This window comes from Rathayibacter sp. AY1D1, assembly GCF_002932635.1.
Lineage (GTDB): Bacteria > Actinomycetota > Actinomycetes > Actinomycetales > Microbacteriaceae > Rathayibacter.
This window is the reverse complement of record NZ_PSVY01000018.1, coordinates 46,381-67,639: the sequence shown is the minus strand read 5'-3', so window position 1 is coordinate 67,639 and position 21,259 is coordinate 46,381. Positions and strand designations below refer to the sequence as shown.

Sequence of the window (21,259 nt, the reverse complement as noted above, 5' to 3'; positions counted from 1 at the left end):
GGGGATCGTGGCGGTGTGTGCCAGCGCCCACCCGTTGCGTGCCAGACCTGAGAGGTCGACGTCGCGCTCGGCGATCCGGCGCAACTGGCTCTGCATCCCCTCCTCGTTCGCGGCCGGGACGAAGGTGCTGACGGTGGTGATCTGCTGCATGTTCTTCCTCTTCCTCATCGTTCTTTTGCCGTGATTCTCAATCAGATTTGTCAAGCCAGCGGGGGCTGTCTGGCTTGGTCGTTCTTCCTTCTCTCCCAGCGTTTTTTACCTGGAAGGCACGTAGTGCCGAGCAGGGTCGAAGGCGGGAGCGCAACCCGGAGGGCGGCGGAGGAGAGGTTGTCGGCGCGATGGGAGGGAGCGCAGCGACCGCGTGCCGAGAACCTCGGAGGAGCCGGCCGCGCAGCGGCTTTGCGTGGACGCCGGAGGCCCGTACGCTGCCGAAGGCTTCCAGGCAAAATGCGCACAGCGCTCAACACCGCGCCGAGCGGAGCTCGGCGTCCACTCGTTCGCCCACGGCTGTGAATCGCGAAGCTCGTCGCGACGGCTGCAGCCCCACGGAGCATGCGCTCTCGGCGCGCTCGCGATCCTTCGGAGGGGTACTCGAACGAGGTCCAGGCCGCAACCCGGTCTCCCTGGTCCTTCGAACAAGCCACCACCTGCAGCGATCACGAGTGGACGCGAACCTGTCCAAAATTTCAGGTTATAAGAATCTGGTGCTCAGACGTTGCTCGGGTGTACGTTGCCGCTTGTAGAAAGATCCGACGTATCAATGAGGATGGTTGGTTTTTTTGAAAAACACAAAAACGAATAAGTGGCTGCGAAGTCGTATCGCTCTCGGAGTGATTCTCGCAATGGCGATCGTCGGCGGCGGGGCGGTTGCCGCGCAGGCTGCCAGCAGATATGTGGGCTCCCCTGTTGTGGTACAGGAGCAGAGCAACTGGTGCTGGGTCGCCGCGGGTAAATCCCTGACGAGCTACCATGCCGGAAGTAACCCGTCTCAATGCACCGCATACAAGTGGGGCAAAGGCGGATCTACCTGCCCGAACAACACCGGGACTCTCGGGAACATTTACAGCATTCTCGTTTCCGCGGGCCTCGCAAACCCCGGCTCAATCAGCTCGGGATCGCGTTCTTTCTCCAACATTCAGGGTGATCTGAACGTGAACCGGCCAGCGGTAGCACGATGGGGCTGGGACAACACAGGCGGATCGACTGGTCACATCGTGGTAATCCGTGGCTACGACAACTCGGTATCCACGGTGTCGTACATGAACCCGCTCAATTCCTCGTACCAATCGAACACCTACTCCTGGATGGTGGCTGGCGGCGGTCACAAATGGACAGACACTCTTTACGGGGCGGCGAACTGATTATGAGAAACCTAACTCGAATCGTCGCCGGATCAGCTCTGGCCGTAGCGTTCAGCTTGGGTTCGCTTGCGACCGCACAGGCAGCAACTGAAGGCATCCCGTCGGATGTGCAAGCTGCCTACTCCACCGAAGCACTTGAAAAGCTGCGAACTGCGGATGAAACACTGGTGACGGTGGACGAAACGGGCGTTCCCGACTTCTCCTCGGCTAGCTCGTTCGGGACTCCCCATCAGGTGAACTTGTGGAGTTCCGACTTGATCTCAGGAAAGGCATCCAACACCCCAACCTCGCCTCTCGAGGAGTGGCTCGCTCCGATCCTCGGACCGGATGGAGAACCGGTCGGCACGTATCGGGTCTGGCGTCCCACGTCGGACAGCAAGGCGGAGCTCGCTGGCTACAACGACGACACTGAGTTGGTGGGCGCACTGCAAGCCCTCAGCGAGAAATCCGTTCTGGTGTCGGACCCCACGTTTGAGGCGTGGTACGCGGTCAGCGACGGTTCCGTGTCGGCGCTGAACGAGTCCGCGGCGAGGGAAGTTCCATACACGACTTCATTGAATGAGGTCGCAAGCATCGTCTCGACGCGTTTTGCAGAGTCAATCAAAAATTCCGAAGCGACCGGCGAGGGCGCTGCTGGAGGTATGACAGTCCTCGACCGGCGCCCCTGGTATTACGGGATGGATCCGTGGATGCTTGGAGCGGGAGCATTTCTCTTGCTCGCTTCAGCGGCCGGCGCTTTCTGGCGTGTGCGTGCTAACAGACAGGCGCTAACCTCACCTCACGCGCTCGAATGACGCAAGGCGGTTAGCCGAAATTCGAAGACGGAAAGAGCGGAGGGGCGGGGCCACAGGCCTCGTCCCTCCGCTCAATTAGCTCCACCCCATGTTGTTCGATCACGATCACCCGGCCGTGTCAGACCATGAGATCGACCAAAACTGGTCGTTACCGTCTTTCTCCTCCACCAGAGCACCAACTGCGCGCCGCACAGTCGGGCGTCTGCCTTCTAGCAAAATCCCCTGTTCGTCTGACTGAGGTAAAAACGTTGGCCGGATTTTGCAGCAAGCACCATATTCCACCCAGATTAAATCGGATCATCTGACTCGGGTACACAGCCTTGAACCTGTAGCTGTGTCGGCGTCGGTCTGTAGACGGTCTGGTCGCGGAAGATTGCCCAGATCACGTTGATGCGTCGTCGGGCGAGAGCGATCAGCGCCTGCTTGTGCGATTTGCCTTCTTGTCGCTTCCGTTCGTAGAACGAGCGCGAGACGGGGCAAGTTCTGGCCGCGATGAACGCCGACTGGAAGCAGGCGTTGAGTAGCCGCCTGTCGTAGCGTCGGGGCCGGTGGTGGTTGCCGGAGATCTTGCCGGAGTCGCGGGGCACGGGGGCGAGGCCGGCGAAGCTAGCGAGCCGGTCGGGGCTCTGGAACGCGGCGAGGTCGGCGCCGGTCGCGGCAAGAAAGTCCGCGGCGAGCCGTTGCCCGAATCCTGGAACTGACACCAGCAGATCTGCGCAAGCACTGCCTGCCAGAACGGCGTCGATCTCCGCTTCGAGCTCAGCGAGCTCGTCGCGGATGCGGAGCAGGTCACGAGCGGAGCGACCCACCAGCCGCGCCGCTGCCCCTCCCCCACAACTACCGAGGTCTGCTCGCGAGCAGCATCGACCGCCGCCTTTGCAACGGCCGCAGACTTCCAGCACCCCTGCCCCTTCAACCACGACGCCAAACGGCTCTCGCCCATGCGCCGGATCGCGGAGGGCGTCGCGTATCGGGTGAGCAGTACCAGAGGTCCCCTGGTCGTCGCATAGTTGAACGCTCCCTCGAGCGACGGGAAGTAGTGAACCAGGATCGCGCGAAGCCGATTCACGGTGCGAGTGCGGTCGTGCACTAAATCCTCCCGACGCGCGGACAGCAGTCGCAACTCGGCGGTGAACTCGTCGGCCTGCCGCATCAGAGTCACGTCTCGCCTCGTTCGCACCTGATCCGCGATGATGACCGCGTCCTTCGCGTCCGTCTTCGCCTCGCCCCGGTAAGCGCCCGAGGCGTGATGTACGACTCGGCCCGAGATGTAGAACAGTGGCTGCGCGTGCGAGCTGAGCAGTGTTTGCAGTAGCCCTGTCCCGCCGTAGTTCAGGTCCGTCGCCCAGGCGACGTCCGTCCCACCCGGCAGAGACGCGACGTCACCCATCAAGGTCAGGATCGCCGATTCTCGGTTCTTAAACCGCTGCGACAGCAGCTTCGTTCCGTTGCCATCAATGACGACACAGTGATGTTCGGTCTTGCCGGCGTCGATACCGGCCCAGAGTTGGGGCACGCAGGGTCCTTCCGTTGAGGGGTGCGGTGCGCCATGAACGACCTTGCCGGCATGTCCTTACGGGGCGATCTGGTCGCGTTTCTCAATGAGCGGTCCTGCCGTTGCGGGGTCCCGGGCGGCTAATCATGGCGTGCCATCAGGCGGCTGAAGGCGGTCAGCCATACCCGGGACCCCTGGCGCGTTCCGGAGCCTACAACTGCCCCGGATCCACGGAAATAACGGTAAGGAAGGCGGTTTTCCGCCTTAGCAACCGGAGGGCGCAGTGCAACCCGCAGGGCGAGGGGGGAGAGAGTTTCGGCGCGAAATAAGGGAGCGCAGCGACCGCGTGCCGAAAGTCTCGGAGGAGTCGGTGGCGCAGCCACTTGAACGGAGCCCGGAGGTAGCTACGACCGCAGCGAAGCGGAGGGAGCCGCCGAAGGCTTCACGGCAAAGAAGCGTGAGCCCAACGGGCGAACATCAGCGGCCGGCACCGCCGGCCGAACCTCTGGGCGGTGCTCCGTCACCGCTGCGCGAGTGCAGCTCGCGCCCCCGGAACGGGGAAGACCGGGGACCCTTCTATGGCCTCGGGTCAAGATCCAACACGCGACGAATCGGTCGGTCGTCGTCTCGGCGTGCGACCCCGCGGCGCCGGTCAGGGAGTCGACGGGGTCCCGGTGGATACTGGACGCCGCAGCGAGCCCGAGGGGCTGCGTGTTTTGAAGCGAGGTCGTAGGACATGCCACAAGACAAGAACCTTCCCCCGTTCTTGAAGTACGCCAACAGTGTGATCGTGTTCCTCAACAACATCGGCATCACCACCGGTCCTCCGCATGTTCTGACCGTGGTCGGCCGGGTCTCCGGCGAGCCGCGGTCCACACCCGTCTCGATCGTGGTCGTGGACGGGGCTCGGTACGTGGTCGCCGGGCAGAAGATGTCCTGGGTCAAGAACGTGAGGGCTGCCGGCCGTGGCGAGATCCAGCGCGGCCGACGACGAGAGGCCGTGAATTTCACCGAGATGACCCTCGAACAGTGCGGCCCGATCCTCAGCGCGTACTGGCATCAGCACAGCCAGGGCCGAAAAGTCGCCGCTCAGATCTTCGAAGTCGGCCCGGAGTCGACCGCTGCCGATTTCGCAGCGGCCGCGCCGCGCTGCGCAGTGTTCCGCTTAGATGATCAGGACTCCACGACCCTCGCGTAAGACTCGTCACCCCTGACGCCCCGTAGACGGCCGAACAGGCGCCCTCGTATCGTGCTCGGCGTCGACTCACACGGCTACGTGCCCAACACCATGCGGACCTGTAGCGCCTTGAATAGTTCACGTGCGATGTATCGCTTGACGCTGCGCCTGATCTCGCGGACAGTTCGGCCCTCTGACGTTCGTCGCTCGACGTATGCGCGAGTGCGCGCCTCGGAGACCATCCGTACGCGAGCGATCACGTCGAGCGCGCGATTGAGCTGACGGTCACCGCCACGGTTGAGCCGGTGGCGTGTTGTGTTCCCCGATGACGCCGGAATCGGGTTCACTCCGGCGAGAGCTGCGAACGCAGCCTCGCTCCGCACCCTGCCGGGGTGGGAGTATGCCGCGACTGCCACTGCGGCGGTGACCGGGCCGACGCCGTAGATCTGCTGCAGCCCGGGCGCGAGAAGCTCGACCAGCTCAGCTAACGCTTCGCGGTTGTGTCGCATCTGTCGTCCAAGATCGATCACGGTCGAGGCCAACCGCACAGCTTCAGCGCGGATGATGCGCTCAGCCACGTCGGAACGATTAGCGTCCAGATTGGCGAGTTGCTGCACACCGCGATCGGTGAGTGCCCGCCTCGTGTCGAGCCCGAAGTCCCCGGTACGGACCAACGCGTTGAGCTGGTTCCGGGCGCTCGTGCGACGAACTTCCATATACCGGCGGGCATCAAGCGTCACTCGGAGCGCGTTGCGCAGCCCGTCGGCCTTCGGCCGAGTCAGCGCCTCGAGCTCGATTCCCATCGCCGAGGTCGCGGCAGCGATCGCGTCGATTTCATCAGTCTTGCCGCGGACACGGCTCGACTTCTTCGGCGGCCGCACCTCGCAAAACACGATCTCGTCACGCAGCAGCGCCCGACCCAACGACGCACCGTAGGAGCCCGTACCCTCCATCGCGAACAGAACCGACCCGCCCGCGATGCCTCGCACCCAGGCGATCGCTCTGTCGATCGCCGCCGCCGTCACCGCGAACGCTTTCGTTCCGAGGATCTCGCCGGTCTTAGTGGCGACGATCGCGTAGGTGTGTGTGCGGGCGTGGGTGTCGACTCCGACGACGTGGTCGTAGTGGCGGGCGACGATCATGTGGCCTCTTCTCCTCAGGGGTTCATCCAGGTGGGATGCGCCGCGGAGGCATCTCTCTGATGAGTCACGCGAGCCAGGTCGCGGACAACCTTCTATCAAGCCATCGCAGCGTCACGCCGGTACTAGCTCGCCCGGACGGACAGGTCCCCAGCAAGACACTGCGGTCAAGAGTGTGATGAGTCACGCCCGAGCGAGCCAGAACCAGCCTGACAGCCAGCACCTAGCCAGCCGAGACCATTAGAGAGTGTGAGGGGATCGCCCCTCGCGGGCCGGCTGGAAGGCCGGCCCTCCCCCACGTGCGACCCCTGCATGTGAGACCGAGATCCGACTGCTGGACGCGGCGGATCTGGGGCACACCGAGATCTGATCGTCGCTGAAGGCCGGGGTCCCGCTCCCGGCCTTCGTCATTTCTGGTCCCCACCCGGAAAGGGGCCGCCGCGGAGGGACATCTGCCCGTTCCTGCACGGATGTTCACGGTAACGTCAGCCGACTCCTCAGCGGCGAGGAGGTCGGCGGGAGCTCGTGCCCCCGCCTGCTGCCGCTCGGGGCACTCAGCGAGGACCGACCCAGAGGACGACCATGCGACGACGACACGCCCTGCTCCCTGGAGCGCTCACCGGACTGCTGCTGGCCTCCGGGCTCGTCGCCGGAGGGCCCGCCGCGGCTCCAGCGGCGGCCGCTCCGGTGGCCCCCGCTCCCGCCGCTCCCGCTCCCGCTCCGGACCGCCCCGTCGCGGCTCCGGACGCCGAGCCCACCGTGATCGAGCCGGAGGCGGACGCGACGACGCAGCAGGCCGCCCTCGCCCTCGACGCCGACTTCGTCGACGTCGAGATCCCGGCGCGCGCCCAGGTGCAGACGCACCGCGTGACGATCGCGCTCGTCGCTCCGCAGGGCACCGTCCCGGGCGGGTACACGACCGCCGACGCCGTCCGCGCCCTCGACCTCGTCGACCGGTTCTACTCCCGCGAGACCAGCGGGGCGATCCGCTTCGAGCTCGACCAGGTCGTCGACTGGCAGGTCGTCGACCAGCCGATCGGCTGCACGAACACGGGCGGACTGCAGGACTGGATCGCGCAGAGGACCGGCTGGCAGCGCGGACCGGGCAAGCACCTGGTCGCCATGGTGCCTGAGGGTGACCCGTGCCCGAACTGGGCCAACGGCGAGCAGTCCGGCGATCCCGATGACGGCGGACGCGCGTTCCAGCCCGGACCGGACGCGTACTTCCTCGCGCACGAGCTCGGCCACAACCTCTCGCTGCCGCACGCCTACAGCGTGAACTGCGCCACGACCCGCGACTACGCCTCCACCCCGCTGCCCGCGGACTGCCGCCGCGAGGAGTACGGCAACCGGACCGACGTGATGGGCGGCGCCTGGTCGTTCCTGCCGCTGTCGTCCCCGTCGCTGGCGCGCCTGGGCACGCTGCCGAACACCCGCCAGCCGGTCTGCGGCGCACCCCGCACCACGACGCTCGACACCCTCGGAGCCGGACCCGCCGGCCGGCGTGCGCTCACCTGGAACGACCCGCAGGACACGGGCATCCGCTACTGGGCGCAGTACAACGACCGCGCCGACACGACGTCCGACGGCGGCGCGTACACGAGTCCCTTCCAGGTGCGCCGCGACGTCTCGGGCGTGCAGATCCTGCGCTCGAACCCGGGCCAGCCGTACGCCGGCGACCTGCTCGAGCGTCCGGGCGACGCGAGCGAGGCGAACGAGTTCGTGCTCGCCGGAGAGAGCGCAGTGCTCAACTCCGGCATGTCCGTGCGGGTCGACCGGATCGACGAGCTCACCCGGACCGCGACGGTCACCGTGACCGTGCCGTGCACCGACTACGTCGGCGACATCGCTCCGCTCGCCTCGTCGACGAGCGCTTCGTACACCTCGCCGTGGACCTCGGTCGGAGCGGTCGCCGACGGCGCCGCCTCGACGATCTGGGGCTCCTGGCCCCGGGTCGGAGAGCAGCACGTCGAGCTGCGCTGGCCGAGCGCCGTGACCGTCGACAGCGCCTCGGTGCTGTTCGCGAGCGACGCGGCCGACGCCGACGGACGCGGGCTGATCCCCGCGCGGTCGTGGCGGGTCGAGCACCTGGTCGGCGACGTCTGGACTCCCGTGAGCGGAGCGGCTCCCGGCCGCGAGCGCGACGTGCTGAACCGCGCGACGTTCGCTCCGGTGACCACGACGGCGCTGCGGCTCGTGTTCACGGCGTGGGGAGCCGGCGAGTACGGCGGGTCCACGGGCGTGGCCGAGATCGAGGTGAACGGCATCACCCTCGCGGCCTCGGCGGAGGCGCGCGGGACGCTGCAGAGCGTGCCGACCGCGACGACGCGCGACCTCGCGCAGTCCGTGCTGGTGCGCGACTCCTCCGGTCGCGCCCTCGCGGGCCGCTCGGTGGGCTTCGCGATCACCGGGCCGGCGGCCTTCGAGAGCGGAGCGACGACCGCCGCGGTGCTGTCGGGCGCCGACGGCGTCGCCGCGCTCCCCCGGATCCGCACCGGCTCCACCGCCGGCACCGTCTCGATCACCGCGCGCGTCGACGGCGTGACGACGGCGCTGGCCGGAGCGAGCGTTGCGCCCGGCGCCTCCGTCACCGCGAAGGCGACCTCGCGGCTGATCCTCGGGAAGGTCGTCGTCACGGTGACGGCGACGAACACCGGCCGCGCGGCCGCCGATCTGACTGTCGTGACGCCCTACGGCACGGCGTCCTCGGCCGCGGTCGCCCCGGGCGCCACGGTGACCAAGGTGTTCCGCACGGGCAAGAGCTCGATCGCCGTCGGCACCGGCACGGTCACGGCCGTCTCGGGCGCCTCGCGCGCGAGCGTCTCGGTGGTCATCCCGCGCGCGTGACCGGGACGGGGGCTGCCCGCCCGCCAGGACGACTCCGTCCGGGCGGGCGGCTGCTGTTGGCGTCGAGGTGACGCGCCCGGCGACGTGCCGCGGCGGAGTGATCGGGGGACACGATGAGGCGGACGACCGCAGGGATCGCACTGGCAGGAGCACTGCTGCTCGCCCTGACGGGATGCGCGGGCGGAGGCGGGACGGTGGGCGAGGTCCGACTTGTAAGCATGACAACAAGTCAGCGCGGCCCGCTCGTCAGAACAGAGGAGGGAGCTGCCCTGAGGTGAGGATCAGCCGCAGCCCGACCGCGAGAAGAGCGCCCGTCGCGATGACGACTCCGACGATGAGCCGCCGCTCAGCGGCGCTGTCCGCCGCGGCGATCCGGTTCGCTCGGATCGCCTCCTCCTGCTCGATCAGGCGGCGGCTCGTCTTCCGACTCAGCCCCGTCAGCCGCTCGCCGTGCAGGCGCACACGGTCGGCCTCCTGCTGGAGTCGGCCGCTGGACAGGCGCGAGAGCTGATGAGCCGCGCGCGCGGCCCCGGGCCGCTCATCGACACGGCTGCGCTCGATCACGTAGTCACCGCCGGGATGAGGAACGCGATCAGCGCGGCGGCGTGGTCGGTGCCGTCCTCCCGGACGGGGAACCCTCCGAGCACCCACACTCCGGGGAGGGTGAGTGTGTTGCGGACGCCCGCGAGCAGCCGTTCGGTGCTGTAGCTCTCGTGCTCCTCGTAGTAGTTGCGCTCGAACGCGACGATGAGGCCGATCTGCTCGGGCGTCGCGCATCCGGTGTCGGCGTCGATGACCGGTGCGGTGCGGGCGGGGTCCGGGGTGAGGAACGCGATCAGTGCGGCGGCGAGGGCGGAGCCGTCGTCCTCGACGGGCTCGGCGCCCGGCAGGGCGTGGGCGTTGCGGACGGCGGCGAGCATCACGTCGTCGCTGTCGTCGGCGTTCTGGTCCCAGTGAGCGCGCTGGTCGGTGATGATGAGGGCGACCTGATCGGGGGTCGCGAGGCCGGTGTCGGTGTCGGTGTCGGTGCGGTACATGGTCTGTTCCTCTCAGCGGGTTGCGGCCAGCGCGGTGTTGATGTCGACGGTGATCCCGCGCTCCGCGAGGCGGTCGAGGGTGGCGGGCTCCTTCGCGATCTGCTGCCAGCCCTCGGGCGAGATGACGACCGCGGGATCCCCGTCCGCGTCGTTGAAGACGACACAGGTGCGCGAGTCGAGAACGGCCCCGGTGCGCGGGCAGAGGATGTTCTTGCTGACGAGGTAGGTGACCGTCTGGTCACGGAGGATCGCTTCGAGGGTGTCCATGTGTGTTGCTCCTGCTCCTGGCTGATCGTTTTTCTTTGCCTCTCCGGCGGGGAAAACCGTTTGAGTGGAGCCGGCGGAGTGACACCGATCACGGGCGAAATAAGCCCGTAGGGCGCGTCCGGGATCGGTGGCACGCAGCCGGTGGAGCGAAATAGGTTGGAACCGCGGAGAGGTGAAGAATCTCAATCAGGTTTGTCAAGCCAGCGGGGGTGGTCTGGCTCGGTTGTTCTTCCTTCTCTCCCAGCGTTTTTTTGCCTGGAAGGCACGTAGTGCCGAGCAGGGTCGGAGGTGGGAGCGCAACCCGGAGGGCGGAGGAGGAGAGGTTGTCGGCGCGATGTGAGGGAGCGCAGCGACCGCGTGCCGAGAACCTCGGAGGAGCCGGCCGCGCAGCGGCTTGCGTGGACGCCGCAGGCTCGTACGTTGCCGAAGGCTTCCAGGCAAAAATGCGCACAGCGCACAGCACCGCGTCGACCGGAGGTCGGCGTCCATGTCGGTGCCCGCGTCCGAGATCGTCTGCGCACCAGGGGCGTGCTGCTCCATCGGGCCGCACGTGCTGCCTTTGTATGCAGTGCGTACCGCTGAGAAGCCGCATATCTCCGCGGAGTAGGCCGGTTCCGCCACGCCACGGGTGCGAGCATGACCGTAGGAGGCCTGGATGCGTGACGCGGTGATGGTCGTCGAAGACGACGTCGAGATGGGCGAGCTCATCAAGCGGGGCCTCACCGGCGACGGCTACGACGTCGACCTATTCTCGAACGGGGTCGACGCGCTCAATTCGGCGCGCGAAGCGGACTACTCCGCGGCGATCCTCGACGTGATGCTCCCGGGGATGAGTGGCTTCGAGATCTGCCGGCACCTGCGCGCGAGCGGTGCCACGCTCCCGGTGATCATGCTCACCGCCCGCGACGCCCTGCAGGACCGCGTGTTCGGCCTCGACGCGGGCGCCGACGACTACCTCGCGAAACCGTTCCACTTCGAGGAGCTCTCCGCCCGCCTCCGAGCGATGATCCGTAGAGAGCACCTCACGAACCGGGCACCGGTCGTGCTGGGAAATCTGCGCGTCGACCCCTACGCGCACGCCGCGACGGTCGACGGCGCCGTCCTGCCTCTGAGCCCCAAGGAGTTCGGCGTCCTCCGCGCGCTCGCGGCGCGCGCCGGGGACTTCGTGCCGCGGGAGGAGATCCTGCTCGAGGTGTGGGGGTCGGCGGAGTTCGTGGACCACAACATCGCGGAGCAGTACATCAGCTACCTCCGCCGCAAGCTGGCCGCGGGCGGGGCGTCGGTCGAGATCCTCACCCGACGGGGTGCGGGCTATCGCCTCGGGGTGACGCCGTGAGCTGGCGGTCCCTGTCGATCCGGGTGCGGATCACGGTGTCGAGCCTGCTGGTCGCGATGCTGTTCTTCGGGATCGTCGCGGTCGTCGTGCGCGAGCAGCTCGATCACATCCTCGATGCCTCCACGATCGAGCTGGTCCGCTCGGGAGCGTCGCAGGCGCTGATCGAGGAGAGCCGCGACACCGCCGAGGCCGTCGTCGGCGGCGTCAGCACGACGCTCCTGATCGCCCTCGCGATCCTGTTCGTCGCGTTCGCTGTGACGTCCTGGGTCCTGGTCGGCCTCGCGCTGCGCCCCGTCGGCAGGATGCGCGCGATCGCCGACCGGCTGCGCCAGGGACGCTCCACCGAGCTGCTCCCGGTCGGGCCCGCCCGCGACGAGCTCTCCGACCTCGCCTCGACCCTGAACGCGCTGATCGCGGACCTGCGGGAGTCGGCGGACCGGGAGCGGCGGCTCGTCGCCGACGCGAGCCACGAGCTGCGCACCCCGCTCGCCGCGCTGCGCACCCGGCTCGAGCTCGCTGAGCGGGTCCGTGACGATCCGGCGGCTCTCTACGCCGATGTCGTCGACGCGCGCCGCTCGATCGACCGCCTGCAGTCCCTGACGGACGGGCTGCTGATCCTGTCGAGGATCGACGCGGGCATCGCTACCGGCGACGCCTCCTCGGCGGCTCTGCGGGAGGAGGTAGCCGACAGCGTCGACCGCGCCCGGATGCTCGCCCGCGAGCGGGACCTCGCGATCGACTTCGTCGCCCCCGCCTCGATCGTCGCCGCCCGGTACCCGATCTCCCCGACCGATTTCGGCCGGATCCTGGACAACCTGCTCGCGAACGCCGTCACTGCGACGCCCGACGGCGGCAGCGTCAGCGCGACCCTCGTCGAGCGCGCCGAAGAGATCGTCCTCTCCGTCGACGACGACGGCCCGGGCGTTCCTGACGCGTTCCTCGCGGTCGCGACTGACCGTTTCACCCGCCCCGACGCCGCCCGCTCCCGCGACGGCGGCGCCGGCCTCGGGCTCGCGATCGTCGCCGGTCTCAGCCGCGCCGCCGGCGGCGAGCTCCGACTCCGCAACCTCGCCCCCCACGGCCTCGGTGTCGACGTCCGCATCCCCGCGACGCAGCCCCACCCGACCTCTCGCAAGGAGAACCGATGATCGACCCCCAATCCCTCCTCGACGGCGCCGGCCCCTGGGCGATCGCCCTGGTCTGCCTGATCGCCTTCGTCGAGACGGGCCTGCTGATCGGGTTCTTCCTCCCCGGTGACACCCTGCTCTTCTTCACCGGTGTCTTCGTCGCGACCGGCGTGATCTCCCTGCCGGTGCCGCTGGTGATCCTGATGGTCGCCGCCGCCGCGTTCCTCGGCGACCAGCTCGGGTTCGTCATCGGCCGCGCGAGCGGGCCGCGGATCTTCGAGCGCAAGGACAGCGGCCTCTTCAGCCGCTCGAGCGTCGCCCGCACCCAGTCGTTCTTCGACCGGTTCGGCGGCTGGGCGGTCACCATCGCCCGCTTCGTCCCGGTCGTGCGCACCTTCGCCCCCGTCGCCGCGGGCGTCGGGAAGATGCACTACGGCCACTTCGTCGGCTTCAACGCACTCGGCGCCGCCGTCTGGTCCACCGGCGTGATCCTCCTCGGCTTCTTCCTCGGGCAGATCCCCGGCGTCGCGGACTTCGTGGGGAAGTACATCGACATCGTCCTCGTCGGCATCGTCGTGATCAGCCTCGCCGGCATCGCCCTCACCTACTGGCGGCAGCAGAACCGCGCCGGACGCGACGCCTGAGCCCAGCGCTCAGGGGGTCGCCGTGACGGCCGCGCGCGGTCGGCGGAGCGCGATCACCGCGACCAGCAGCAGGAACACCGCGAGGGCCGCGAGCGTGACCGGGCCGGTGCCCAGGCCCAGGCCCTTCCGGTCGACCGGATCCGCGAGCCAGTCGCAGACCGAGGCGCCGAGCGGTCGCGTGACGACGTAGGCGGCCCAGAACGCGAGGACCGCGTTCCGCCCCGTGAACCGGTGCGCGAGCGCCGGCACCGCGATGACCGCCGCGAACAGGACCGCGGACGGCAGGTAGCCGAACCCGAGCGTCGACGCGGTCAGATCGCCCGCGGCCGTGCCGAGCGCGAAGGTCCCGGAGACGGCGAGCCAGTAGAACGCGGCCCGGCGCGGCGTCGTGATCGAGTGGATCGACAGCGTCCGCTCCACCCGCCACCACACGACGAAGACCGCCGCGAGAGCCAGCGCGAACCCGAGAGTGGAGACGAGATACGGGACCCCGGCGACCACGTGCAGCACGTCGGCGGCCATCGTGCCGAAGACACTCACCATCAGCACGGCCAGCCAGTACACCCACGGGATGTACCGGCGGACCGCGAACTGCAGCCCGAGGGCCGCGAGGAACGCGAGCCCGGTCGCGCCGACCACGATCACCGGGTCGAACGCGGTCGCGAGGAAGTCCGACGCCGTCTCGCCCATCCCCGTCGTCAGCACCTTGAGGATCCAGAACAGCGCCGTCGCCTCGGGCACCGTCGAGGCGGCGTACCGGCCGGCGACGAGATGTGAGCGGATCCGAGGGAGCGGAGGGCGGCGCTGATCGGTGAGGTGCATCATGCCGCCATGCTCGGGCAGCCTGCGGTACCCGGGGCTGGGGGCTTCGCCGGGTCCGTTGAACAAGCGCACAGCGACCCGCTCACCGGCAGCGCTGCCCGCTGCCTTCCGCCGTCATCTGGTCGGACGGTGCCCGGAGAAGCGCCGCCAACGGAACGACGGTGATGCAGCACGTTCGGTGTGCAGCCTGACCGCGAGCGGCGCCCAGACGATCAACGCCACCCCGGCGCCCAGGAGCAGCCCGCCGACGGTGTCGGAGATCCAGTGCGCACCGAGGTAGGTGCGGCTGAGCATCATCGCCACCGTGTAAAGGGCTCCGGCGATGCGGACCCACCACAGCGGGAAGACGATCGCGAGGACCATCGCGGTCGTGGCGGCGTTCGCGCTGTGGCCGGAGGGGAACGAGCCGAAGTCGGCGTTCACGAGGATCTCCAGCGGCCGCGGACGACCGACAGCGTTCTTGAGGATCTGCACCAGCAGCCCGCTCAGCGGCGCGGCGATCGCGAAGTACGTCGCCGCCCACCGACCCCGCCAGACCAGCAGCCCCACGAACACGACGAGCGGAATCACGATCGTGCCGACGATCCCGCCGCCGAGGCTGTTCATCACCAGCGACGGCACCAACCAGAACGTCGACCGGTGCTCGATGATCTCGTTCATCCAGGCGGTGTCGAACCCGAACGGCTTGTCGTGCTCCCGGTAGAAGATCAGCGCGGCCAGAAGTCCCGTGAGCAGCACCGCGAGGCCCGCCGAGATCAGCGGCCAGCGTCGCGCCGCCCGATAGGCGATCGCACCATCGGCCAGGGGTCCGCTGTTCGGCATCAGTTCCGTCCTCCTCGCTCGGCGCGCAGCACGCCGGAGGAGTCCACGCTACGAATGCGCGGGCTCCGGGTGCGGAGGATTCCCCCGCATCCGTTGTGAAAGCACAGAACCTGAGCCCATCGGCTCGGTACCGACCTGGTCGAACCGCGGAGCTTCGGGTCGTTGTGAGCAAACACAACGCAGCACGGCGCATCCCGAGCCGCCGCCCACGTCCCGGCTGGGACTCTGCGGGCATGGACATCTCAACGACGGCAGCACCGTCCCGCGGCCGGCGGCTGCTCAGCAAGGTCCCCGAGGTCACGATCTGGTTCTGGATAATCAAGATCCTCTGCACCACGGTCGGTGAGAGCTTCGCCGACTGGATCAACATGGTCCTCGGCGTCGGCCTCATCGCGACGGCTGTGATCTTCATCATCGTCACCGCGGTCGTGCTCGCCGTGCAGATGCGGCTGCGACGCTACGTGCCCGCCGCGTACTGGCTGACTGTCGTGGTGATGAGCGTCACCGGCACCCTGCTCACCGACATCCTCACCGACCAGCTCGGAGTGCCTCTCTGGGCCAGCTCCCTCGTCTTCTCGCTGCTGCTCGTGATCGTGTTCGGCGTCTGGTATTCGAAGGAGCGCACCCTCTCGATCCACAGCATCGACACCACCCCGCGGGAGGCGTTCTATTGGGTCACCGTCCTGGTCACCTTCGCGCTCGGCACCGCCCTCGGCGACTGGACTCTCGAGCTCACCGGCTGGGGCCCTGGCGTCTCGATCCTCCTGCCCCTCACGCTGCTCGCGATCGTCACCGGCCTCTGGCGCTACGGCGCGAACCCGGTCCTCGCGTTCTGGATCGCCTACATCCTCACCCGCCCCCTCGGCGCCAATATCGGCGACTGGCTCGGCCTGTCCCCCGACGAGCAGGGCCTCGGGCTCGGCACCTTCGTCACCAGCATCATCTTCCTGCTCGCGATCCTCGCCACCGTCGTCTACCTCTCCCTCAGCAAGGCCGATGTCGACAAGGGCGCATCCGAGCACTACACCACGCCAGTCGCCCGCGAACGCCGTTCACTCGTCGCCTTCGCGGTCCTCGCCGTCGCCGTCGTCGGGCTGCTCGCCTTGACCAACAGCCAGCCGCACACCAGTCCGGCACCGGAAGGCCCAGCCCCGGCCTGCGATGCGTCGGGAACGCTGTCCGCAGCTGACGCGAAGGCATCCGTTCAGACCGACTTCCCCTCCGCCGACGTGCAGAACTTCCAGACGATCACCGCCGACACCCTCGCCCTCGTCACCAGCGGCGATCAGGCCGGCGCGAAAGCCCGCGCCACCGACCTTGAGACCGCCTGGGACGACGCGGAGCCCGCACTGAGCGCCGCGAACTGCCAGACGTGGACCTACGTCGACCAGCAGATCGACCCCGTTCTCTCCTCCGTCCGCGCCGGCAGCCCCGACCCGGTTGTCGAGAAGACGAGCATCCAGGACCTGCTGACCACTCTCGCCGGACGCTGACATGAGGCGTCAAGGTCTTCTTTTGCGACCCGAATCTGGCCTCCTCCGACCAATTGATCACTGCCGCCCTGCCCTGCCGCCGCCGCATCGGCATCAGCGCGACTCAACACATCGATCGGAACCGGTCGGTGACAAATCGGTCCGCTACTGAACCCATGCTCGAGCTCGTAGACGCACTCCGAGCACACGGGGCTGCCGACCAGGCCGGCGTCCGCGAGGTGCTCCACCCAGGGGTGCGAGCACTCACCACAGACCTCAGCGAGCAGAACCCGGAACCGGGCGCGGCGCGAACGGCGAGCGTCAGCTCGCCGGCGCCACTGCGAGAGGCCGACCATCACGTGAGCGTAGCGAGCGCGCCACCAAGCAATCGCGCGCTTCGCCTCATCCGCATCGCCTCTGGCGTCCCGTTTGGGGATTCCCATACGGACGGTAACTAAGGATCTATCCGGCGGTGATCAGCTCGCCGGGCGCACCGAGAGACGCGAGGTCGACATCGCCCTGTGACGTCAGGAGCTCTCCGCTGATCCCGTCGTAGACGGCGGTGAAGACGTCCACCCGATGGAGGTCGAAGCCATAGGGCACGTCTGTTCTCTCCGCGGGCGCGTGCACGGTCAGCGCCCAGACCGGCTCGTCCTGTGCGACCCAGTAGTGGTCCGCGAGAGCGGGGTCATAAGCGGCGAGCTCCTCGTACGTGGTTCCGACCGCGTAGATCGGGTACTGCTTCTTCTCCTCCGCACTGAGCGTCGAGAGCTGGACTCCGGTGCCGTTAGCCAGGTCGAGCGCCGGGTTCGTCAGCTGCTGGACGTCGATGATCGGCCCCTCAGAGGCGGCGGTGGCGATGGGGGTGCCCGGTGGGCCCTCCGTCGGGACGGTGGGTGTCAGGGACTCCGTCATCTCTGTTGGTTCGGCAGGCGTCTCGGTGGAGATGGGGGTCGTGCTGGCGGTGGCGTCGATGGTGACGGGGCCGGAGCGGATGCGCATCGTCGTGGAGGTCTGGGTGAGGCTGACGTCCTCGGCGCCCAGCACGTCCATGAGCCACTGCTCTCGTTCGTCGGCGGCGTCGAGGCAGCCGACGTACGTCGTCGCGGGGCCTCCGGTGACCACCCATACGGAGGTCTGCAGGCCGGCGGACTGGAGGTCGTAGGTGAGCGTGTTGCAGGGACCGTCGACGCTGAGCTGCGACCGGCCGTCGGTGCCGGTGATGCGAAGGCTGACGGGGTGATCGAGCAGCCATCCGCCTGATCCTTGATCGCCGATGACAGCGGTGGTCTCGTAGACGGGCTTGGTCGCGTCTTCGGCGCTGAGCAGTTCACCCGGCAGCTGCGCCGTCGACGGCGACCCGGGGCTGCTGGCGCTCGTCGCGCATCCACTGGCGAGGAGCGCCGCGGAGAGGCAGAGGGTACTGAGGGCGAGGGTTCTCGTGCGTCTGAAGGTCACTGGTCGACTCCGGTCCGGGTCGTGGGCGGGTTGGTGCAGTCGACTGTGGTGGTCAGTCCCGTGAAGATGTCGATTCGGCCGCCCTCCTGGCACACCTGGGTTCCTGCGAGGGAAAACAGGGCGGCGTCCGTTCCGTCTCCGTTGGTGCCCGCGAGCGCAGCGCACGCCGCGGCGAGCGACGCAGTGAAGTGTTCTGCGGGTGTCTGGATCTCGCCCGACAGGGCAACGCCCTGCCCGTCCGGTTCCCAGCAGGTGACGGGCGCTGCGACCGGAGTGCCGCGCTCGGTCGTCACCGCCGTGAGGACTGCCGCGCTGAGGACGGCGCCGGCGATGCCGGCGAGCGTCACCGCCGCGGCCTGGCGAAGACGTCGGCGGCGGCGGATGCGGTGCGCGAGGCGTGCGCTGATGCGCTCGAGCTGCTCGTCGCTCAGGTCAGGATCGTCCATGGTCTTCTGTCCGTTCCGTCAGGGTTCTCGCCAGTGATGTCCGCACCCGCGAGAGGCGGTTGCGGACAGTCCCGCGGGACAGGCCGAGGGAGCGAGCGGCATCGCTGTAGCTGAGGTCGTCCTCGATGCACGCCGTCCAGATCGCGCGGTCCGTCGCGCTCATCTGCTCGACCAGACGTCGCACGTCCAGCAGCCGGTCGCTCGCCTCCGCGTCGACGCCGCGAGAGGCGGAGTCGTCGGAAAGGGGCAGGTGGCGTCGGCGCTGCTCGCGGCGATTGGTCGAGAAGCTGAGGTTGCGTACCGTGACCAGCAGCCAGGGCAGCACCGACTCCCCCACGATGCGCACGCTCGAGCGGCGCTTCCAGAGCAGGAAGAAGCTCTCCTGCACGACGTCCTCCGCATGGCCGGCGTCCGTGAGGAAGCTTCCCGCGGCGCGGTAGACCGCGCGGCCGTGCATCCGGAAGAGAACGTCCAGCGCCGACGGGTCACCGCCGCGAAGACGATCCACCAGCGTCGCCTCAGCAGCACCGACCACCCGACATCACCCCCTCAGTAGTGAATGCCCTCAGAGCACCGTTTCGTCTCAAACTTCACGAACGAACATCGCCAGTCCCGCAATGCGTCTGTGAACGATCGCCTTGCGGACGCTCTCGGTCGCGAGCCGGTTGCTCCTCGTGGTGAGAGCTGCATCACGCCTACTCTTCTCCCGTGGGCGGTCTCGAGCTGGGCAGCGGTCGAGGCCGTTTCTCGCCCATTGAGGGGAGACGCCGTGGTTGAAGGTCTGGACAGCTGGGACCCGAGTAGATCCTCGCCGGACCGGCAGACGCCACCCCGCCAACGACGGTTGGTGAGACTGTCGATCGCGCTGGGCGCTCTAGCCGTCGTGGCGGCCGCGGTTCTGTGGGTAGGTGATCTGCTGTTCGGGGTGCATGGCCCTTCCCACTACGTCAGCATCACCAACGACACCGGAGCCTCACTCACCTGGTCCTGCTCCTGGTCCGATCTTCACCTCGCCGCCGGGGAGACGGGTCAGCTGCGCATCCTCGACCAGCCCGACCAGGACTACGGCTGCGTCCCACAAGCAGCGACCCCCTTCGTAGCGGCGGCGCACAACAACGACATCTGCCCGTCACTGAACTCCATGACCGAGGGAAGGCAGTTCACGGCAACCGACTTCGCGAAGACCTACCGCTGCCCGTAGCTGATGCGCGCTTGCGGCGTCGTTCCGAGCTGGCTCGACAGCTGTTCGGGATCATCGCGTCGGGCGGGCGCACCGAGAGCAGCTGTCGGCACGTCCCCCTCGGTCCGGAGGACGGCTAGACCGGCGTCGTACACGGGAGCGCAGAGAACGGCTGCAGCCGCGATCGTCGCTCCCGCGACGACGAAAGGGCGTCCGCGCTCTCTGGGCTCATCCACGAGCCCGGCCACGAGCAATGCGCTGTGGCCCCTGAGGGAACTGCGGCCACTCCATCCGGTCGCCCCAACCTCACGAGAAAGGGAAGAGCGGGGATGACGGCGGATGACCTGCTCTCCCTCAACCCGTTCCGCTTCCCTTCGGACGAGATTCTGCGTGTCGGTGAAGTGCTGAAGTCCTCTGTCGCTGCGCGATGACCTCCCTGCGGGGCGCTCGCAGCCGCCTCTGTTGTTCCGGTTCTTGATCGATCCCGTGGAGTGCAGTGCATGATGTCCCGATGACCGTTGGAGAGCCCCCGCGACCGAGTGCAGCGACGCCCGTCGTTCTCGCCTTGGTCTTCGGCGGTCTCGCAGCCGTCATGGGAGCGGTTGCCTCCATCTACATGTGGGACCCGAGCGAGACGTGCCGGACCCGCGGCGGAGGCAGCCTGACCGGAGAGGGGTTCCTCTGGAACCCGCTGTGCTCGGACGGTTCGACCGTTCAGCCGACATGGATGACGTTGACGACTGCTGCGGCGTTGATCGCGGCTGTGACATGCGTCGTCCTCGCGGCCATCCGACGAGCTGAACGCGACGGACAGGAAACGGCGTCGTCCGACGTTCTGCACGACTTCTCGCGCCGGACCCTGCCGGAGGACAACCGGCTCCGCAAGCTGGGCGACGAATGGTGAGAGACGGCGGCTCCCAGGGGTTCTATCGTCCCGCCGTCGCGATGCGGCGTGCGTCGGTCCACGAATCGGCGTTCAGGTGATCGCTCGACGATCCCCATACGGGACGCGCACAAGGCGCTCGGGTTCGCGAGACTGAACTGATGTCGGGGTTGCTGGTCATCGATCTCGTGTCGCGCGTGATCAGAGCCCGCCGCGGCCGAGCCGCGACGCACGAGAGGTGACGCGCCCGACGTCGGGAACCAGCACGCCTCATGATCCACGGCGACGGAGGACAGGACATCAACCGGCCGATCTGCGGCGTCGACTCAGCGCCCAGACGAGCGCGCCCGCAAGGAGCACCGCGCAAGTCAGCCCGACGACGTGCAGGACCAGCGACGGCACTCCGTTCTCGGGGAGCAGGAAGCCGTACGGCACCCACCCGTCGGTCGCTCCGCGGACGAGCACGACGACGACCCAGACGATCGGGTAGGGCAGGACCACCCACAGCCGGCGCCAGGAGAGCGGTCCGCGGTCGGCGACGACGATCCAGTCGAGGAGGACGAGCGCGGGGAGCACCACGTGCAGGACGGCGCTGACCCAGGGCGGAGCCGTCCCGGTACCGGGTACGAGGGTGTTGTAGATCACGGCGACGACGATCGAGTAGGCCGTCGCCGCGCCGCGGACGTAGCTCAGCCACACCGGCGTCGGACGGCGGGCGAGCGCGACCGATCCGGCGACGATCAGCACCGCGCTCGCGAGGAGGCTGGTCTGGTTCGTGAAGTAGCCGAAGTAGTCGAACGGATTCGACTCGCCGGCCACGATGCTCAGCGCGTAGGTGTGGAGGATCACCGCGACCGCGGCTGCACCGACGGCGATGCGCGCTACACCCACGAATGGGCGGGTCGGTGCCGGGGAACTCATCGGGTCAGCCTAGGAGCCGTTGGGCTTCCTG

At 68.1% G+C, this 21,259-nt stretch carries 20 protein-coding genes and 1 pseudogene; 10 read left to right on the top strand and 11 right to left on the bottom strand.

From position 1 onward, the window contains the following. Nucleotides 1-842: 842 nt before the first annotated feature. Together C5C56_RS18500 and C5C56_RS17520 are read left to right on the top strand one after the other, a co-directional pair. The gene (locus tag C5C56_RS18500; RefSeq protein ID WP_104319665.1) at nucleotides 843-1,361 is read left to right on the top strand and encodes a C39 family peptidase; all 519 of its coding nucleotides are present in this window, start codon (nucleotides 843-845) and stop codon (nucleotides 1,359-1,361) included. After that, nucleotides 1,328-2,155 carry a hypothetical protein gene (locus C5C56_RS17520; RefSeq protein ID WP_146086482.1) on the top strand — a complete coding sequence of 276 codons (828 nt, stop codon included), beginning with the start codon at nucleotides 1,328-1,330 and terminating at the stop codon, nucleotides 2,153-2,155. The genes C5C56_RS18500 and C5C56_RS17520 overlap by 34 nt, the downstream gene beginning before the upstream one ends. Nucleotides 2,156-2,442: 287 nt before the next feature. On the opposite strand, the pseudogene C5C56_RS11985 reads toward C5C56_RS17520, so the two are convergent. After that, nucleotides 2,443-3,671: pseudogene (locus C5C56_RS11985) on the bottom strand (IS110 family transposase). A gap of 769 nt (nucleotides 3,672-4,440) precedes the next feature. Here C5C56_RS11985 and C5C56_RS11980 point away from each other — a divergent pair. Further along, complete coding sequence (locus C5C56_RS11980; protein ID WP_181137595.1) at nucleotides 4,441-4,848, top strand: nitroreductase family deazaflavin-dependent oxidoreductase; 408 nt, start codon at nucleotides 4,441-4,443, stop codon at nucleotides 4,846-4,848. A 74-nt stretch (nucleotides 4,849-4,922) separates the two neighbouring features. Here the strand turns inward: C5C56_RS11980 and C5C56_RS11975 are convergent, their stop codons facing one another. Then, the gene (locus C5C56_RS11975) at nucleotides 4,923-5,969 is read right to left on the bottom strand and encodes an IS110 family transposase (protein ID WP_104319663.1); all 1,047 of its coding nucleotides are present in this window, start codon (nucleotides 5,967-5,969) and stop codon (nucleotides 4,923-4,925) included. A 579-nt stretch (nucleotides 5,970-6,548) separates the two neighbouring features. On the opposite strand from C5C56_RS11975, the gene C5C56_RS17915 reads away from it, so the two are divergent. Beyond that, nucleotides 6,549-8,813 (top strand): Ig-like domain-containing protein, encoded by a 2,265-nt coding sequence (locus C5C56_RS17915; RefSeq protein WP_181137594.1) that lies wholly within the window; start codon nucleotides 6,549-6,551, stop codon nucleotides 8,811-8,813. Nucleotides 8,814-9,059: 246 nt separating this feature from the next. On the opposite strand, the gene C5C56_RS11965 is transcribed toward C5C56_RS17915, so the two are convergent. The 3 genes from C5C56_RS11965 to C5C56_RS11955 are packed head-to-tail and all read right to left on the bottom strand — an operon-like array spanning nucleotide 9,060 to nucleotide 10,117. Next, nucleotides 9,060-9,377 carry a hypothetical protein gene (locus tag C5C56_RS11965; protein ID WP_104260266.1) on the bottom strand — a complete coding sequence of 106 codons (318 nt, stop codon included), beginning with the start codon at nucleotides 9,375-9,377 and terminating at the stop codon, nucleotides 9,060-9,062. Next, nucleotides 9,374-9,850, bottom strand: coding sequence for a hypothetical protein (locus tag C5C56_RS11960; protein WP_104319662.1), 477 nt, complete (start codon nucleotides 9,848-9,850; stop codon nucleotides 9,374-9,376). The genes C5C56_RS11965 and C5C56_RS11960 overlap by 4 nt, the downstream gene beginning before the upstream one ends. Nucleotides 9,851-9,862: 12 nt before the next feature. After that, on the bottom strand, nucleotides 9,863-10,117 hold the full coding sequence (locus C5C56_RS11955) for a hypothetical protein (RefSeq protein WP_104223237.1): 255 nt from the start codon (nucleotides 10,115-10,117) through the stop codon (nucleotides 9,863-9,865). Between the two features lie 655 nt (nucleotides 10,118-10,772). Here C5C56_RS11955 and C5C56_RS11950 point away from each other — a divergent pair. Genes C5C56_RS11950 through C5C56_RS11940 form a run of 3 tightly spaced genes read left to right on the top strand, consistent with a single transcriptional unit; the run spans nucleotide 10,773 to nucleotide 13,224 of the window. Next, nucleotides 10,773-11,453 (top strand): response regulator transcription factor, encoded by a 681-nt coding sequence (locus tag C5C56_RS11950; RefSeq protein ID WP_104223238.1) that lies wholly within the window; start codon nucleotides 10,773-10,775, stop codon nucleotides 11,451-11,453. Beyond that, entirely contained in the window at nucleotides 11,450-12,601 is a 1,152-nt protein-coding gene (locus tag C5C56_RS11945) for a HAMP domain-containing sensor histidine kinase (RefSeq protein ID WP_258059421.1), read from the top strand. Before C5C56_RS11950 ends, C5C56_RS11945 begins: the two co-directional genes overlap by 4 nt. Beyond that, entirely contained in the window at nucleotides 12,598-13,224 is a 627-nt protein-coding gene (locus C5C56_RS11940; protein ID WP_104267671.1) for a DedA family protein, read from the top strand. The genes C5C56_RS11945 and C5C56_RS11940 overlap by 4 nt, the downstream gene beginning before the upstream one ends. A gap of 9 nt (nucleotides 13,225-13,233) precedes the next feature. On the opposite strand, the gene C5C56_RS11935 is transcribed toward C5C56_RS11940, so the two are convergent. Continuing rightward, nucleotides 13,234-14,049, bottom strand: a complete 816-nt coding sequence (locus C5C56_RS11935; protein ID WP_104226508.1) for a hypothetical protein — start codon at nucleotides 14,047-14,049, stop codon at nucleotides 13,234-13,236. Between the two features lie 111 nt (nucleotides 14,050-14,160). After that, nucleotides 14,161-14,868, bottom strand: a complete 708-nt coding sequence (locus tag C5C56_RS11930; RefSeq protein ID WP_181127762.1) for a phosphatase PAP2 family protein — start codon at nucleotides 14,866-14,868, stop codon at nucleotides 14,161-14,163. Nucleotides 14,869-15,101: 233 nt separating this feature from the next. Between C5C56_RS11930 and C5C56_RS11925 the strand changes: the two genes are divergently transcribed. Beyond that, nucleotides 15,102-16,361 carry a hypothetical protein gene (locus tag C5C56_RS11925; protein ID WP_104319661.1) on the top strand — a complete coding sequence of 420 codons (1,260 nt, stop codon included), beginning with the start codon at nucleotides 15,102-15,104 and terminating at the stop codon, nucleotides 16,359-16,361. Between the two features lie 441 nt (nucleotides 16,362-16,802). On the opposite strand, the gene C5C56_RS11920 is transcribed toward C5C56_RS11925, so the two are convergent. From C5C56_RS11920 to C5C56_RS11910, 3 genes are read right to left on the bottom strand one after another with little or no spacing between them, the layout of a single operon-like run. Then, the gene (locus C5C56_RS11920) at nucleotides 16,803-17,798 is read right to left on the bottom strand and encodes a hypothetical protein (RefSeq protein ID WP_104226510.1); all 996 of its coding nucleotides are present in this window, start codon (nucleotides 17,796-17,798) and stop codon (nucleotides 16,803-16,805) included. Then, nucleotides 17,795-18,244, bottom strand: a complete 450-nt coding sequence (locus C5C56_RS11915) for a hypothetical protein (RefSeq protein ID WP_104268938.1) — start codon at nucleotides 18,242-18,244, stop codon at nucleotides 17,795-17,797. The genes C5C56_RS11920 and C5C56_RS11915 overlap by 4 nt, the downstream gene beginning before the upstream one ends. Next, the gene (locus C5C56_RS11910; RefSeq protein ID WP_146086481.1) at nucleotides 18,231-18,752 is read right to left on the bottom strand and encodes an RNA polymerase sigma factor; all 522 of its coding nucleotides are present in this window, start codon (nucleotides 18,750-18,752) and stop codon (nucleotides 18,231-18,233) included. The genes C5C56_RS11915 and C5C56_RS11910 overlap by 14 nt, the downstream gene beginning before the upstream one ends. A 417-nt stretch (nucleotides 18,753-19,169) precedes the next feature. Between C5C56_RS11910 and C5C56_RS11905 the strand changes: the two genes are divergently transcribed. Beyond that, nucleotides 19,170-19,445, top strand: coding sequence for a hypothetical protein (locus C5C56_RS11905; RefSeq protein WP_146076568.1), 276 nt, complete (start codon nucleotides 19,170-19,172; stop codon nucleotides 19,443-19,445). Nucleotides 19,446-19,935: 490 nt separating this feature from the next. Further along, complete coding sequence (locus C5C56_RS11900; RefSeq protein ID WP_104268940.1) at nucleotides 19,936-20,328, top strand: hypothetical protein; 393 nt, start codon at nucleotides 19,936-19,938, stop codon at nucleotides 20,326-20,328. Between the two features lie 279 nt (nucleotides 20,329-20,607). Here C5C56_RS11900 and C5C56_RS11895 read toward each other — a convergent pair whose 3' ends face one another. After that, on the bottom strand, nucleotides 20,608-21,228 hold the full coding sequence (locus C5C56_RS11895) for a Pr6Pr family membrane protein (RefSeq protein ID WP_104319659.1): 621 nt from the start codon (nucleotides 21,226-21,228) through the stop codon (nucleotides 20,608-20,610). Nucleotides 21,229-21,259: the final 31 nt, after the last annotated feature.